This window comes from Mogibacterium pumilum, from assembly GCF_002243385.1.
In the GTDB taxonomy this organism is placed as follows: domain Bacteria; phylum Bacillota; class Clostridia; order Peptostreptococcales; family Anaerovoracaceae; genus Mogibacterium; species Mogibacterium pumilum.
The window spans coordinates 1,728,702-1,743,238 of record NZ_CP016199.1; the positions used below are offsets into that span (position 1 = coordinate 1,728,702).

A 14,537-nucleotide genomic window follows, 5' to 3' on the forward strand; every position below is an offset into this window, starting at 1 on the left:
TATATATTAAATTTTTAAGTCTTTATTATTCAACATCTTGCTAAACATATCATGGTACATATCTTTAGAAGATTCTTCTATCTTGGTAATGCTTGATACCTTATTTCCCGCATCCTTTGATGAAGCTCCGCAAAGATAAAAGGCTTCATTTTCTGTTCCATAGTCTATGGCAATGTATCTATCGTGATACTTTTTACCGGCTATCTTTAGCTTCAGGTCTATATTAGGATAATCTTTTCTAAAATCATCTAAAATATTTTTTGTAAGCATATCCTTATTTTTAACATTATCACTAAAGACTATAATTTGAGTTTTATCTCTTGCAGCTCTTAAAAGTTCAAGTGTTTTAAGCCCTATATAGTTATCTATAACATAAATACTTTTCTTTGCTGATTTATATATTTTCGTATGGGCAACATCAGCTTCTATCTTATCTCCGTTCATCAAAAGGAAATGTTTATATGTTTCCGGGTCTATAAAATTATCCATTACCTTTTTCAAATCTTCTTTGGTAGCCATTTGAGATTTTATTTCTGCAATATCATTTGTGTTTTGGTTGGTTTGAATAGCAATTTGTACTAATTCCTTTGAACCGATAAAATCCTGATTTTCAATAATAAAGTCTTTCATCTGCTTAAACATTCGTATTAAAGCCTTGCTCTGTTTAACTGCAAGCTCTCCCCTTAATACAGTCATAAGCATATATATTCCCTGTTCTGTAAAAGCATAAGGTAGTTTTCTACGCCCGCCCCAACTTGATGTCGATTTTTTCGATATCAAGTTTTCAAACTCTGACTTCGTCAACTGAAACATAAAATCATCATCAAATTTCTCCGAATTATTTTTTACTTGTTCGTTAAATCTTGTCGTCGTATACCCATAAATTTCAGCAAGTTCAAAATCGAGCATAACCTTTTGATTTCTTATATAGTAAATCTTACTTTTAATTGTAGTTTCATCTATAACTACAATTTCTTTATTTTGTTCTGCCACAAAATGCACCTCCAATATATTCTTTTAAGTCAACAGCCCGTTGATCATGTATTTATCATTATCTTCAGCTTACAGCCTATAAACCCATTTTATCATTACAAATTTAGTTTAATTGATATAATTATACCAAAAATATCACTTATTTTCTATCTCTCAGTTTCCTTATGGATATGGTCTTTCTTTTTATAATGCTCCTTAGCCCATGCTTTTTGCCTATCCTCTTTTTTAATCTGTCTTTGAAATTCCTCAAGTGCCATTTTTACGCTTGGTTTTTCTCCTCTTGCAATAGCTTTTTTATAGGCTATTTCTATCTCAATATTTATATCTATTCCAAAGTCTTTATTTACTTCACCTACTACATATTTGATATGGTTTATTTGAGAGATTTCCTCTTTTATAAATTTTTGGTTGAAAGTGAGATGATTTATATCAGTCTGTAACTCTCTTTTTTCTTTCTCCCATTTTTTTGTTTCTATCTTTTCACTTCCACTTAATTTTTTTAGAATAGATTTTGCTCTAATATATTTATCAATTTCTTCTTTATGGGAGTTGTAATATTCTTCTTTGCTTGCTCCGGCTATTTTACTGAAGATAGAATTATCAGCTCCTTTGTATCTATCATAGACAGTTTTATGTTCTCTCATTATTTCAGCTTGTTTGATTAAGGTTTCTATGTTCTTAATTTGCTTATTATAGTCTGCTATTCTTTCTTTATTTTCTTTTAACTTTGTCAATACTTCATCTTTTTTACACTGTATATCTATGATTGTTTTTAAGTTGTTACTGCTCATATAGGATAGGGCATTGACATACTTTTTAGAGTCAAAATGTTCCTTTCTCATTCTGCTGTCATAACTTAGATTTTTAGACAGTTCTTTTTGAATTTTATAGTAGGTTTCAAGATAGGAATAGACATCAAAAAGGTCCGGAGTCAGGTTATATTCTTCTTGTTTTTCTTTAGAAAATCCTTTCAACAGTCCCTTTACCATATTTACCAAACTTAAAATCCAACTGCCTATTTCTGCAATTTCTTCTTTTAATTTTTTGAACTCAGTATTTAAGGCTATGATTTTTCGGTTATGATTTCCTCTTTCTGTCTGTATGCCTTTTTTCTCCATCTGAAAGCTCTTTGTTCCTAAATGAATTTGTGGTAGTTCTTCTCTTCCTTGTTCTTCAAAGGTGCGTGGATCTATTCTTTTATCTATGTTATTTTTTTCTAAATACTCATTTGCTTTCTTTGAAAAATTCTCTCTCCATTCTTTTGCTTTGTCAGGTTCGTTCCAATCATTTAGATTTACTTTTCTTGATTTATAGTTTCCACTTTTTAGCTTTATCTTTTCTCCATTTTCATCAAGGATATATTCTTTTCTGCTTTTAGGTTTCCATTTTCCTTGTTCGTCAATTTCTCTAAGGGTAAGTAGGATATGGGCGTGTGGCTGTTCTTCATTATCACTGGCTGTAGGATTATGAATATTACAATCTGCTATCATCCCTTTAGAGGTAAAGTTTTCTTCTATGAACTCACTGATGAGTTTTATCCTATCTTCTTCGTTTAATTCTCTTGGAAGTGCAAAGAGTAAGTTTCTTGCAAGCTGTGAGTTTTTACTTTTTTCTATTTTCTCCACGCTATTCCATAGATACTCTCTATTGGAAAACTCTTTTGGGATATGTTCCGGCAAGAATATTTTTTTAAAAAAAAGGTCATCTTTTTTAGAGTAATCATGGACTTTTACATAGTATTCATCTCTTAATTTATCTCTTGCATTATATGCAGCCTTTGCAATTACGCTATGCCCTTTTGACCTTGAAACTATATCTACATGGGTATGTAAACTTTTGATTTCCATTCTTTTCGCTCCTTTCCATTTATGATTTTTATATTTTTAGGCATAAGAAAAGCAGATAGATTTTTCTTAAAATTTTTCTATCTGCTTTTCTTTATTTAATATTTAATTTTCATATTTTAGTATCTTTATGATGATAGGTATCTTCGCTCCCTTTTTCAAAGGGCGCAAAGATACACCGACTACATTCGGTGCTTTGCGTTCTTGCAGAAAGCTATACGCTCCGCTAAGGAAACGAAAACGCTAAAGCATTTTTGTTATTCAAGGGGGCTACTCCCCCTTAAACCCCTGTGGACTTTGTTTTTTGTAGATTATGATAATCAACAAAAATGCAAAGTGTTAAAATTTCTCTCCACTTTGCACCATCAATTCTCATATTTGCTTTTCATAAAAGCCGCCTGTCTAATCCTTATTTTTAATCTTCACTTTCTAAAAAATCAGCTTCCATATCTTCATTTAAGTTTTCTTCTTTTAGATTATCTACACTGTCATTTTTATCATCAGAATTATTAATTTCTTCTACATCAATCTCTTTATCTTTAAGATGAATTTCCGTAAGTTTCTTTAACTTTTCTCTGTTTCTGTTATCTGATAAAACATAGTCTAAAAAGGCATAGATTAAATCATTATTTGTATCTTCTTGCCTACCCGTAATTTCTCTTTCAAAGGCTTCAAATACTCCACCCTTTTGAATTTTTCTTTGCGTCTCAGCTTTTCTTTTTAATTGGTTTTTCTTTTGAGTAAGAAGTTTCTTTCTGTTTTGTGCTTTTTCAATTCTATCTGCTTCTTTCTCTATTTGTTCCATTACTTTTTCTAATTTCTTCACTTTTAAAGTCTCCTTTCTTTCATCATTCAAATATAATATATAAAAACGGAGACAACCTTCGTCCCCGTTACTTTCTTACCACTCTTATTCTTTTATATAATATTCTGATGAAAATTATAAGTATCGCTAACTAAAATTTATAATTTTCACTTCTACGTTTCAATATCCTTCTTTTCAAACCAATAGACACTAATCAACAAATAGATGCATAATGACATTAACATAATAACTATAGCCCTAATAAAAACTTCCGTTGTGCTGTTTATAGAAACTGTCCCTATATTTCCAACAATTGAATATGGCATAATGCTGAAGTCTCTTGTTCTGCTTATAATAGTCTGAACAAGAGGGTCTATAACTTGTAACAAACCTGCACTAGATAAAAGCCCTATTACAACACTGACTATTCTATTTCTTGTTACAATTATCAACATAAGGATAAAACTTGCAAATGAAACTTGCAATAAAATTTCCATGACTAAAAATGCAATTAGCTTATCAAAATTAATAATATTTAAATATCCAAATGCAAAATTCGATGTGATTACTATACTTGCTACTGCACATATAAACTGTAAAACTGTAAAAATCAAAGCCATAATCATACTTGAAAGCATTATTTTTCTACGATTTTCTTTCGTTGTTGCAATATGCTGCAAAAATCCCGACTTAGTCTCAGCAGTTATATAACCTACCAAGAAAACAACCAAAAATATCAATAGCAACTTGCTCTGTATATTATTAACTATTAAAATATCTGTAGCAACACGTTCCCCTTTACACCATTCTGGCAATGTGCTACCGATATAAACACCCCAATCCTCAGTACCTGACATTTGTTCCTCAACAGCTTCTAATAATTTTGGATTCTGTTCATAGTAATTTATATCAGATTTAGTTAATAACACAGAGGAGAACATTATAACTATAGTCGCAAGAAGACATACCCAAAACATACGGTTTTTAGTCATTCTATAAAAATCCATTTTTATAAAATTAAACATTATCCTGTCCTCCTGTAATCTTCAAAAAATAACTCTCAATATCTACATCTAATCTCTTACACTCATTTTGCAATTCTTCATTTGTAAATTCTTTAATAAGTTTTCCACTGTTTATTATTCCATATTTCGTAGCCACTTTTGATAACTCACTCAGCATATGACTAGAAATAATCATACTTATTCCCATTTCAACATTGAGTTTGATAATTAAATTTCTTATGTCAACAATTCCTTGAGGATCTAACCCATTTATAGGTTCATCTAATATCATTAAATTTGGCTTTCCAACCAATGCCATTGCTATTCCTAAACGTTGTTTCATTCCAACTGAAAAAGACTTTACCAATTTATTTCTTTCACTATATAAACCAACCAATTTAAGTAATTCATTTATATCATTAAAATTTTTTTCATTTACAAAAATTTTTTTCATTTTTAAATTGTCATAGGCACTCATATTAGAGATTAAACCCGGTCTTTCTATTAAAGTTCCAATTCGAGCATTGATATTATTTCCCTGCAATAAATCGCCATTTAAAGTAATCGTCCCACAAGTTGGTTTCGATAACCCGGAAATCATTTTAAGCAAGGTGCTTTTCCCCGCTCCATTTTTACCTATTAGACCGTAAATATCTCCTTTACATAAATTTAAATCTAAATCATTAACGGCTAAATGCCCATCATATTCTTTTGATAATCCCTCAGTACGTAATATATATTCACTCATTTTCAAGTCGCCCCTCTCATAGATTTTTGATTCATTTCATTTTACAAATAACATCCGGCACATTTTAATTTAACACTGTTGGCGACTAGCAAAACAAATGTGCCGGATGCATTAAATTTATTCAGTGTTTACTTGAATATACTATTTGTGAACAAAGAACCAACGTCCTATAATACAAGTAGGGCTTTCTAATGTTTCCATTTCTTCAAGATCGCTTAAATCCATAAAAAACTTTTTCATGATATCTATCCTCCTTTCCTTAAAATTTTTAGTTATATAATAAGAAGTCGCCAACAGTTACAAAATCGCAAAAACTCCCTCATATCCCATGCAACGCAATATGGAGTCTAGTATCGTAATTCCCATAAATATGAAGAATATATACTTGGCAATATCTGAAATCAAATTGTGTTTTAATTTAAAGTCTTTCACATTCATTAAAGTATTTATAAAGATATGGTATCCATCCGTCTTCATTCCGCCAAATGGTATTAGATTGTATACCGGGCCCCATATAACTATACGCAGAAGATATTCAGAATTTGGTACTAATAGCAAGGTTAATCCAAATGTTATTAGATTAACCATCACCCCCGCATAATACACAAAAGCTCTTCTATATCGTGGCAATATATATGAATCTGTGGTATCTGTTACAATAGCGGGGAAAAGATAATAATATATTTTTAATCGTATCTTTCCGTATTTTCTTTTATAAATTTTCATTGTCATCGCATGACCTAATTCGTGCGTAACTATGCTCATAACAACATACATAGCAGAGTATACATACATACTAGTATTAAAACTTTCAGCACGATATATGTTCGAATAATTCAACGCCACGTATATTCCTAAGAAAATAGATGCTAATATCAATATAACAAAAATAGAATCCCATAAATTCCATTTTATTTCTTCAATTTTCCTAAAGTTTATATTTTGCGAAGCATAGAAATTCTTCTTAAAATAATACCGATTTTGCTCTATATCTTTTATGAAACAGTCCCCATTACTTTCCTCAATTACCTCATAATACTCACTACTCATATATAACGGTAATTTTCTCATTTCGCAACAGTTTCCTTCAACTCTCTTATCATTCCTTCTACATGCTCATAGTATAAATCAACCTTATTATCTTTAAATAATATTGAACATAACTCACAAGGACTAACAACTTTATTTGGAACATCCATTTTTAATTTTTCTCTTGCATAGTCTACATAGAAAGAGAAATTTGCATTTCTTAAAAAGTACAATAAAGCATTATTTTTTAATAGTTTCATAACTTCGTGTAAATTAAGTTCATTAAAATTACCAACAGACAAATCCATATCTACAACTGCTTGCGAGCAACATGGGTAGACTTTACCGTCATATAAAACAACCAGATTACCACCATATTCACACTTGCACGTATCTACATTAATTGTTCTATCAAAATCGTCAATCGAAAAGTTAACGGCAGCCCTACCTGAAGGCAAGCAAGGAGCTACTTTAATATCCGATGTATATATAGCATCTCCAAGCCTATCAACAATATGACCAATATTCTCATTTTTCACTTTTACTATTGAAATTGCCGTTGGTATATTCAAATCAGTTGCCGCACGTAAGACATTACGAACATTGTTAACATCAACATATTTTTCATGGTATGAATCGAAGCTTAAACTCAAAAAATTCAATCCCTGTGATTTCAATGCACCTAATTTCTCCAATGCAACACTCTCTGTGTTTGCCCAAAATGCATTAGTTATTGCATTTACCCTTTTGCCCGCATTTCTTGCTTTTGATACAAGTTCAAGCAAATCATCATACAACAAAAATGGTTCTCCACCAGTAAATGCTATCGTTTTTACTTCTTCTATGTCTTTAGACTCTTCTATATATTGTTTAACCCTATCTAAATTTAAAGTTTCTTTATCTGTTGGACATGAAGAAAAACAACAAATTTCACATGCAGCAGTACATCTCTTTGTTAATGCAAATGCAAGTGTGTCATACATAATAAACCCTCCCATGGTGTAATTACCAAACTCTTATATAAATAATGCAAGCAATAATAACTATTCAGAAGTCATTTAAGTTATTCGCATATAAAAAGATCATCCAAACTAACTTCTAAAAGTTTCTTTATTTTACACGCTAACTTCAAGGAGGGTGTTGCTCCCCCTCTCTCTACACTACTAATGAATTGTTGAGATACCCCAATCATCTCCGCCAAACATTTTTGACTTATACCTTTAGCTATCCTTAATTCTGCAATTCTATTTGCCATTATAATTAAAACCCCTTTTTTTATTTGAATTATACCATATAGTTTGACAATATACAAGTAATACTTGTATAACATTAAATAATTGTCGGTTACACCTGATATAGTTCCTATCCCCGAATCTCATAGCGACGTTTTCTTCTAATTGGCAGGCTCTCTTCTAAAGTTTAGAAAGTCATCGCCTACTTCCCCATAGATACATATCCTTACAGACCGCTCATTCAATTGTCAAAGAACAATTTTCTTTGTGTCTGTATGATATTGTATTTTTGCTATTCTTCCCGTATGTCCTAAATCTTGGAATATTTCATTTTGTTCCCACTTTTCCATAATTGTGGAAATGGTATGGTATAATATTTATAAGAATATTTTGTATCAAGGAGGTTATCTATTATGAAGTGTAAAATAACCTTACAGGAACGCTTAAAAGATTTAAGAGTTGCACATAATCTAAATTTAGAGGAATTGGCTAAACTAACAGGCATTTCAAAATCTGCTTTAGGTAACTATGAAAATGATGATTATAAAGAAATAAATCATGGGAATTTAGTTACACTTGCACAATTTTATAAGGTATCCACTGATTACTTGCTTTGTCTTACAGAAAACAAAAATCACTCAAATACAGATTTAACTAATCTACACTTGAGTGATAATATGATTGATTTATTACTAAGTGGTTCTATCAATAACCGTTTACTTTGTGAAATTGCTACACATGATAAGTTTAAGGAGCTTATGGCTGATACGGAGATTTTTGTTGACGGTGTTGCTACTAAACGATTTAATGACTTAAATTCTTCTCTTGAAACTGTAAGGGCTGAAATCATAAACCAAAATCCTAATGTATCTAATGACCATACTTTAAGAACTCTATCGGCTGCTCAAGTCGGTGAAGAGGACTTCTTTTGTCATATTACCCATAAAACATGGGATAGTATTATAAAAGATATTCGTAAAAATCATGAACAGGATATTGACAGTATTCCTGAAGATGATACTGCCTTATCATTACAGAAAATTCGTCAGATTATGATTTCTTCCGGAAATAACATGGACAAATTCATTGAGATTTTCTGTAATTCCTTTCAGCTAAAATATAAAAGGTTATCTGAAGATGAAAAGGAGTTATTAAGAAAATTATTCAAAAAATCTCCTATCATTAAAAACTCCGGTATCAATTTTAGAAAAAGAAAAAAATAGTTTGCAAAAACTCTTTAATCCATTAAGTTTTAATAATCGTAAGTAGGCTTGATAATTTGTATTTTATATTTGAGGTTATTCTATATTGGAATAACTTCTCTTATAGAATACAACATCATGCAGATTATTTTTATCAATAATCATGCTTATAAGCTCATAGCAAAGAACATAGGTAATGACAAGTCCCGCGATGGGAACGATCACATTTTCCGACAAGGTTTTTATCATGGAAAATACGCTGCCGTTCCAGCCCTGCGGGGTCTTGCCTACCTCTGCCGCTATGGTTCCTACCTTTTCGTTGACATCGCCAAGCAGAGCTTCAAGATTTCCCTGAATGGAGCCGATTAAAATTTCCTTGATCCATTCATTGATTGCATCAAGTATGCTCTGCACCTTTTACCTCCTTATCCGAATAATCCGCGAAGAAGCGGAACAAGGGTTGTACCGATAAGGGCAACGCCTCCTCCTGCCATAAGCTGCTTGATGCCCTGACTCTTCGCGCCGGGATTGTCGTTTCCATATCCTTCCAACAGGTTTACGATGCCCCAGATTCCAAGACCTGCGCCAAGTGCGATAACAAGTGTCTGTAATACTCCGACTGCTGAATTAAAAAATCCCATAGATTCATCCTTTCTGCCGATACCTCGGCTAAACATAAATTTTGCTGTTTTCCTCATAAAAAAACCGCCGGATTGGCGGATAAGCATTCAGGCATCAGGCGCCCGCGCTCTATATACTGCTGTCTTATAGATCAAGTTTTTCCTCCTTCTTTTATTCTTCCGTTAATTTCTCCGCATCGATTTCATAGTAGTCAAAGACTTCATTTTGCCTTACGACAGCGGGGCGGCGTTTGATATACCTTTCCGCATCAAAAGAGTTTTTCTTGTCATAGTCGGAAAGGTATTTGTAATTGGGGTGTGCTGTAATATCGTACTTATCCGAAAAGAACGGTCTTACCCCTCTTATTTGCAGGATGCATTTTCCGCCATCCATTACTGCAATCTCATCCTGCGTCATAAGCTCCTTACCGAGCTTTTGATAGTTCAGTCCGTGAGATAATTCCCGTCCTCTTGTTTCAGAGGTATTAAAGCTGTCGATGGTTTCCTTGCCGAGTATTTCAGATACATCCTTTAGCGTTGTCTTTTCCTTTCCTCCAAGAAAGAGGAAGCTGTCGCAATTTCCTGTGATGGTGTCCGCATTTTCCTTATATATGGCTTTAAGCTGGGATTGGGACTGCAAAATAATAGAAGCCGATATTTCACGGCTTCGGATGGTGGCAATGAGCTTTTCAAACTTTGGAATCTGCCCGATATTTGCAAACTCATCCAGTAGGCAGCGCACATGAACAGGCAGCCTTCCGCCGTACACATCATCGGCTTTGTCGCAGAGAAGATTAAATAGCTGGGTGTATAGAATACTTACAACAAAGTTAAAAGTATCATCGGTATCGCTTATGATAACAAAGAGTGCGGTTTTTCGATCTCCTATGGTATCAAGCTCCATTTCGTCCTTTTCAAGTAGCTCTCTAAGCTCTCTGATGTCAAATGGAGCAAGACGGGCGCCGCAGGAAATTAAGATTGAGGATCTTGTTTTTCCTGCGGAAAGCAGAAACTTCTTATACTGCCTTACCGCAAAATGCTCCGGGTCTTTTTCCTCTAATCTCTGAAACATTAGGTCAACCGGGCTTTGAAATTCCGGATCGTCCTCCCTTGCCTCCGATGCGTTTATCATTTCAAGAAGCGTGGTGAAATTCTTTTCTTCCTCTGTTGCTTCATAGAAGATATATCCGATCAGGGCAGAGTAGAAAAGGCGTTCCGATTTTGTCCAGAAGTCCTCTCCGGATTTTTCACCGTCGCCTTTGGTGTTCATAATGATTGTATTTACCAGCTTCAAAATATCCTTTTCGCTTCGGATATATGAGAAAGGGTTATACCGCATGGATTTTTTGAAATTGATGGTATTCAGAACCTTAATTCTATATCCGCCTCGCTGCAGAAGCTTCCCGCAGGAGAGAAGCAGCTCGCCTTTCGGATCGGTAACCACATAAGAGCTGTGCATCTGCATAAGGGACGGCTTTACAAAAAACCGCGTCTTTCCGCTGCCTGATCCTCCGACCACAAGGATATTTTTATTTCTTGCGTATTTCGGATTTTTCGGACGGCTGCTCATGGTAATGCACTCCGTTTTTGTAAGGGGAATGTTATTTCTAAAGACCGGATCGATGTATGGTTTAATATCCTTTTTATTTCCAAAACGGGCGGATCCGTACTCTGTTCCTTTCCTGTACTTCTTTGCATTTTTCCCTTTTACATAGACGGCAAGGCGAATGAGTGCCGCAGCTATGATTCCGATAAAAAGATCGGATAAGTGAAAGCTGATAAGGGGAGAAGAAAAGGCTTCCGTCATTCCTTTTGGAAAATGTAGAAGCTTTGTTCCAAAATCCATCCCGTAGGATAAGCGAAAGCCCTGCGCTATCTTGTCAAAGAGATAGACAAAGACCAAATAAGGCAGATGCAGTAAAATTTGTTTCTTTGTTTCTTCCGTCATCTCTCAATCCCCCTGTCTTTATTTTTCACGACCTCCCGTCCTTTATTGATTGCCTTTGCCTGCTCCTTAAAGGCGGAAAGCACTTTTCTTACAGAGGGGAGCTTTTCTTTTGTGAGCTTCTTTTTTGAAAACTCGTCAAAGGCCGCCTTTAGAACATCCGCATCCCGTCCCTTGAAAAATACAAGGTGGCGTGGCGGCAAAGTGCTTCTGTCTTTTTTTAAGGCAAAGTCGATCCCGTATTTCTTTGCGGTCGCTTCAAAGGCTTTGATATTCTCATCTGTGATTTCAATATTGGAAACGCCGGCGTTCTGCTTCATAAGCTGCTTTAGGCTTTGCTTTCCGTGCGGAAGCCTTTGCTTTTCCGCCTGCTTTTTTATTTCAGCAAGAAATATCTTCATTGCCTTTTGTAATAGCCTTGCCGTGATTTTTCCGCCCTTGATATACAGGGCAATTACTTTTTCGTTTATTTCTTCCTGCAATTTTCTCCTCCTTTCTCCGCTTCCTACGCGGTTATATCAATTAAATTCGTACCAAAAGCCCGTTTAAGTCCTCGGTGCGTATGCCCGTAAGGTACCAGTTATTGCCGTACTCCATTCGTGCGTGCTTCCACTTGCCGCGGGTAAATACCTCAAGACAGTCCCCGCAGTGTAGCCCTCCGTAATATTCGGATAAGTCAAAACGGATGTCGTAGCGATCGCGGTATTCATCAAAGATAAGGGTTCCCTGTTTCATACATTTTCTCCTTTAGAAGTCATTTCTTCCGTACATATCGTGATTGACAAGTGCGGTGTAATAGTTTCCGATGGTGGACGGGGCATTAAAAAGCACCGCCTTTAGATACTGCTTGATGTTTCGTACCTTTGTGGTATTTTCCTGCATACAATCAAGGACAAACTCAATATGGCTGCTGTCAAGCTTCATGAATTTTGCCTTTACAAGCTCCGCAGGGTATTCATCGCCTGCAATTATGATTTTCTTTCTTTTGCTGCATACGGTTTCAAGAATGAGGTCAAGGATTTCATCAATACGATCACGGTCAAGGCGTTTTGCGTTTATGAGGTGTTCATACTCGATATTGTCCTTGATAATTTCTTCATAGATTTTGTATGCGTCTTTCTGTTCCTTTCCGTTCTTTTCAGGTAAGGTGTTCTGCTCACTCAAAGGAGAGGGGTCAGGGGAAAGGATAGGAATGGAATCGGTATTTAATCCATCTTTATTTATTTCTTCTTTTTTTGATAGATCAGTATTTTGTATATCTTTATTTAATTGCATTGGATTTTCCGATGTCGGATTATCCGCTTTCGGTTTTTCCAATATCGGCTTATCCGATGTTGGATTTTTGGGTACCGGACTAATCGGCTGCTCATAAATGGTGTAGGTAATGGCTGTCATTTTTCCTTTCTCATCTCTGCCTTGCACTCTTTCGATATATCCTGCCTTTTCAAGCTCCAAGACGGCTGTACGAATGGCATCGATGCTTTCCTTGTTGATATGGGATAGTCCCGCAAGGGTGTAGTCCCAGTTTTCCGGAAGTGAAAGCATTTGAGAAAGCAAGCCTTTCGCCTTTAGGGTCAGTTCCTTATTTCGCAGGTGGTGATTGCTCATGACGGTATAGCCCTTGTTTTTCTCTACTCTGAAAACTGCCATAATCTCTGCTCCTTTTATTTTTATTTGTTACGCAGTTAAAGGTCGATTTTGAGGGAAAAGGTATATTCCCTTTACTTTGTCAAAACCGTCCTCTGAAAGCCTTGTATTTCAAGCCCTGATTGGCTTCTACTTCGTAACATGGGCATAAAAAAGCGGTGTTCTTATACTTCCTTTACAGAAGCGAAAGATCACCGCTTTTACGATTTCCTATTTAATTTTGATCCCTGCAACATACCTTACGGCATCTGTGGTAAAATACCTTTATTCGCAAGAGTTTTTACAGCACATCAAGGCTTTTTCCTCAAAAGTAGTAAATTGGTAGTAAATTCAATCTGTTCTCTTGCAAATACCCTTGTATTTCAAACGATTTGAGGGTTAGTTATTAAAGTTTATTATATTAGTAAAGCTTCGCTCCTGCCGGAATCGAATCATCAAGCATAACTAGGTTGAGGATTTCCTCACCATCATAGTCACAGATAGCAGATAGAAGCATGCCACATGATTCTATTCCCATCATCTTGCGTGGTGGAAGATTAGTGATTGCTACTAGAGTCTTTCCAACTAGCTCCTCTGCAGAGTATGTCTCCTTGATGCCAGATAGGATTGTTCTAGTTTCACCTGAGCCATCATTGAGAGTGAAGTTGAGTAGCTTCTTGCTCTTTGGAACTTCCTAACAAGCTAGAACCTTATCTAACCATGTTTTTAGTTCATCAAAACTGTAATCTCCTTTTAACGCTATTCCATCTTTAATAATTGAATTCTTACATTCCTTTTTGTAATCTTCAATCATTCTCCCAAAACCACCTCCGCCATGCGTGCAAAACGGAATAATTGTCTTTCCACTTAAATCAACCGTTCTTAAAAACGATAGCACGGGTGGGGCAAAAGTTTTAAACCAATTAGGAGAACCAATGAAAACCACCTCTGCATTTTCAATAGTTTCCGCCCCTTGAATAAGAGGTGGGCAATATCCTTTTTCCATTTCTTCTCTCGCTTCTTTTACAGCTGTATTATATGAGAATGAATAAGGCTTTTGTGGCTTCAGCTCTCTCAAATCTCCATCAGTAATCAACGCAATATCTTCTGCTAATCTTCTTGTTATTCCTGAATATGAATAATATACAACTAAAGGACTCATTATAATTATCTCCTTAATTCAACCCAATTATTATTATATCATTTTTATTATATAATGAGTATCCTAAACTTATCCATCCTGTTCACTCCACCTAAAATATCCATAGTGTCTACACACCCTGAAATAATCTACACTTGAACTGTTTCCAAAAGGTGTTTTCCAAATAGAAAAATGGCTTTTAAGATTTCTTCTAGAGATCTTAAAAGCCAACTGTTTCAAGAGTTTTATTTACCATTATCCTAATTTCTTGACATCAATACTATAATTAGTCATAACATGTATCAAGACCACTCTGACGATAGCAATACATCAGGAAGAGAGCCTTCA

15 protein-coding genes and 2 pseudogenes are annotated in these 14,537 nt (G+C 34.8%); 1 reads left to right on the forward strand and 16 read right to left on the reverse strand.

The window, feature by feature from the left end; translation table 11 throughout:
- Positions 1-6: 6 nt before the first annotated feature.
- The 8 genes from AXF17_RS08240 to AXF17_RS08275 all read right to left on the reverse strand — a co-directional run bounded on the left by AXF17_RS08240 (position 7) and on the right by AXF17_RS08275 (position 7,678).
- The gene (locus AXF17_RS08240) at positions 7-993 is read right to left on the reverse strand and encodes an ORF6N domain-containing protein (RefSeq protein ID WP_094234601.1); all 987 of its coding nucleotides are present in this window, start codon (positions 991-993) and stop codon (positions 7-9) included.
- A 146-nt stretch (positions 994-1,139) separates the two neighbouring features.
- A complete protein-coding gene (gene mobQ / locus AXF17_RS08245) occupies positions 1,140-2,840 on the reverse strand; it encodes a MobQ family relaxase (RefSeq protein WP_094234602.1) in 1,701 nt (566 codons plus the stop codon).
- A 412-nt stretch (positions 2,841-3,252) separates the two neighbouring features.
- A complete protein-coding gene (locus AXF17_RS08250) occupies positions 3,253-3,663 on the reverse strand; it encodes a hypothetical protein (protein WP_094234603.1) in 411 nt (136 codons plus the stop codon).
- Positions 3,664-3,815: 152 nt separating this feature from the next.
- Positions 3,816-4,667: a hypothetical protein gene (locus AXF17_RS08255; protein ID WP_036380126.1), complete on the reverse strand. Its 852-nt coding sequence runs from the start codon at positions 4,665-4,667 to the stop codon at positions 3,816-3,818.
- A complete protein-coding gene (locus AXF17_RS08260; RefSeq protein WP_051426903.1) occupies positions 4,660-5,394 on the reverse strand; it encodes an ABC transporter ATP-binding protein in 735 nt (244 codons plus the stop codon). The genes AXF17_RS08255 and AXF17_RS08260 overlap by 8 nt, the downstream gene beginning before the upstream one ends.
- 297 nt (positions 5,395-5,691) lie before the next feature.
- Complete coding sequence (locus AXF17_RS08265; protein ID WP_094234604.1) at positions 5,692-6,465, reverse strand: zinc metalloprotease; 774 nt, start codon at positions 6,463-6,465, stop codon at positions 5,692-5,694.
- Entirely contained in the window at positions 6,462-7,406 is a 945-nt protein-coding gene (locus AXF17_RS08270) for a radical SAM/SPASM domain-containing protein (protein ID WP_169711346.1), read from the reverse strand. The genes AXF17_RS08265 and AXF17_RS08270 overlap by 4 nt, the downstream gene beginning before the upstream one ends.
- 80 nt (positions 7,407-7,486) lie before the next feature.
- Positions 7,487-7,678, reverse strand: a complete 192-nt coding sequence (locus AXF17_RS08275; protein WP_036380210.1) for a helix-turn-helix transcriptional regulator — start codon at positions 7,676-7,678, stop codon at positions 7,487-7,489.
- A 390-nt stretch (positions 7,679-8,068) separates the two neighbouring features.
- Between AXF17_RS08275 and AXF17_RS08280 the strand changes: the two genes are divergently transcribed.
- Positions 8,069-8,878, forward strand: a complete 810-nt coding sequence (locus AXF17_RS08280) for a helix-turn-helix domain-containing protein (RefSeq protein WP_094234606.1) — start codon at positions 8,069-8,071, stop codon at positions 8,876-8,878.
- Positions 8,879-8,953: 75 nt separating this feature from the next.
- Here the strand turns inward: AXF17_RS08280 and AXF17_RS08285 are convergent, their stop codons facing one another.
- The 8 genes and pseudogenes from AXF17_RS08285 to AXF17_RS08325 form a co-directional block, all read right to left on the reverse strand.
- The gene (locus AXF17_RS08285) at positions 8,954-9,271 is read right to left on the reverse strand and encodes a VirB6/TrbL-like conjugal transfer protein, CD1112 family (RefSeq protein WP_169711347.1); all 318 of its coding nucleotides are present in this window, start codon (positions 9,269-9,271) and stop codon (positions 8,954-8,956) included.
- Positions 9,272-9,282: 11 nt separating this feature from the next.
- Entirely contained in the window at positions 9,283-9,498 is a 216-nt protein-coding gene (locus tag AXF17_RS08290) for a Maff2 family mobile element protein (protein ID WP_005962738.1), read from the reverse strand.
- Positions 9,499-9,649: 151 nt separating this feature from the next.
- Positions 9,650-11,257 (reverse strand): annotated as a pseudogene (locus tag AXF17_RS08295) (VirD4-like conjugal transfer protein, CD1115 family); the annotation flags it as partial.
- A gap of 164 nt (positions 11,258-11,421) precedes the next feature.
- Positions 11,422-11,904, reverse strand: coding sequence for a PcfB family protein (locus tag AXF17_RS08300; protein ID WP_094234608.1), 483 nt, complete (start codon positions 11,902-11,904; stop codon positions 11,422-11,424).
- 40 nt (positions 11,905-11,944) lie between these two features.
- Positions 11,945-12,157: a DUF5348 domain-containing protein gene (locus AXF17_RS08305; RefSeq protein WP_094234609.1), complete on the reverse strand. Its 213-nt coding sequence runs from the start codon at positions 12,155-12,157 to the stop codon at positions 11,945-11,947.
- A gap of 12 nt (positions 12,158-12,169) precedes the next feature.
- Entirely contained in the window at positions 12,170-13,072 is a 903-nt protein-coding gene (locus AXF17_RS08310) for a DUF6017 domain-containing protein (RefSeq protein WP_094234610.1), read from the reverse strand.
- Between the two features lie 397 nt (positions 13,073-13,469).
- Positions 13,470-13,730 (reverse strand): annotated as a pseudogene (locus tag AXF17_RS08320) (lysine--tRNA ligase); the annotation flags it as partial.
- A gap of 12 nt (positions 13,731-13,742) precedes the next feature.
- A complete protein-coding gene (locus AXF17_RS08325) occupies positions 13,743-14,210 on the reverse strand; it encodes a flavodoxin (protein ID WP_094234612.1) in 468 nt (155 codons plus the stop codon).
- Positions 14,211-14,537 lie beyond the last annotated feature (327 nt).

What these genes read in the sequence shown, in the direction of transcription:
- mobQ (WP_094234602.1), bottom strand. Translation starts at nt 2,840, where the DNA reads ATGGAAATCAAAAGTTTACATACCCATGTAGATATAGTTTCAAGGTCA.
- AXF17_RS08255 (WP_036380126.1), bottom strand. Translation starts at nt 4,667, where the DNA reads ATGTTTAATTTTATAAAAATGGATTTTTATAGAATGACTAAAAACCGT.
- AXF17_RS08260 (WP_051426903.1), bottom strand. Translation starts at nt 5,394, where the DNA reads ATGAGTGAATATATATTACGTACTGAGGGATTATCAAAAGAATATGAT.
- AXF17_RS08265 (WP_094234604.1), bottom strand. Translation starts at nt 6,465, where the DNA reads ATGAGAAAATTACCGTTATATATGAGTAGTGAGTATTATGAGGTAATT.
- AXF17_RS08270 (WP_169711346.1), bottom strand. Translation starts at nt 7,406, where the DNA reads ATGTATGACACACTTGCATTTGCATTAACAAAGAGATGTACTGCTGCA.
- AXF17_RS08275 (WP_036380210.1), bottom strand. Translation starts at nt 7,678, where the DNA reads ATGGCAAATAGAATTGCAGAATTAAGGATAGCTAAAGGTATAAGTCAA.
- AXF17_RS08280 (WP_094234606.1), top strand. Translation starts at nt 8,069, where the DNA reads ATGAAGTGTAAAATAACCTTACAGGAACGCTTAAAAGATTTAAGAGTT.
- AXF17_RS08290 (WP_005962738.1), bottom strand. Translation starts at nt 9,498, where the DNA reads ATGGGATTTTTTAATTCAGCAGTCGGAGTATTACAGACACTTGTTATC.
- AXF17_RS08305 (WP_094234609.1), bottom strand. Translation starts at nt 12,157, where the DNA reads ATGAAACAGGGAACCCTTATCTTTGATGAATACCGCGATCGCTACGAC.
- AXF17_RS08310 (WP_094234610.1), bottom strand. Translation starts at nt 13,072, where the DNA reads ATGGCAGTTTTCAGAGTAGAGAAAAACAAGGGCTATACCGTCATGAGC.
- AXF17_RS08325 (WP_094234612.1), bottom strand. Translation starts at nt 14,210, where the DNA reads ATGAGTCCTTTAGTTGTATATTATTCATATTCAGGAATAACAAGAAGA.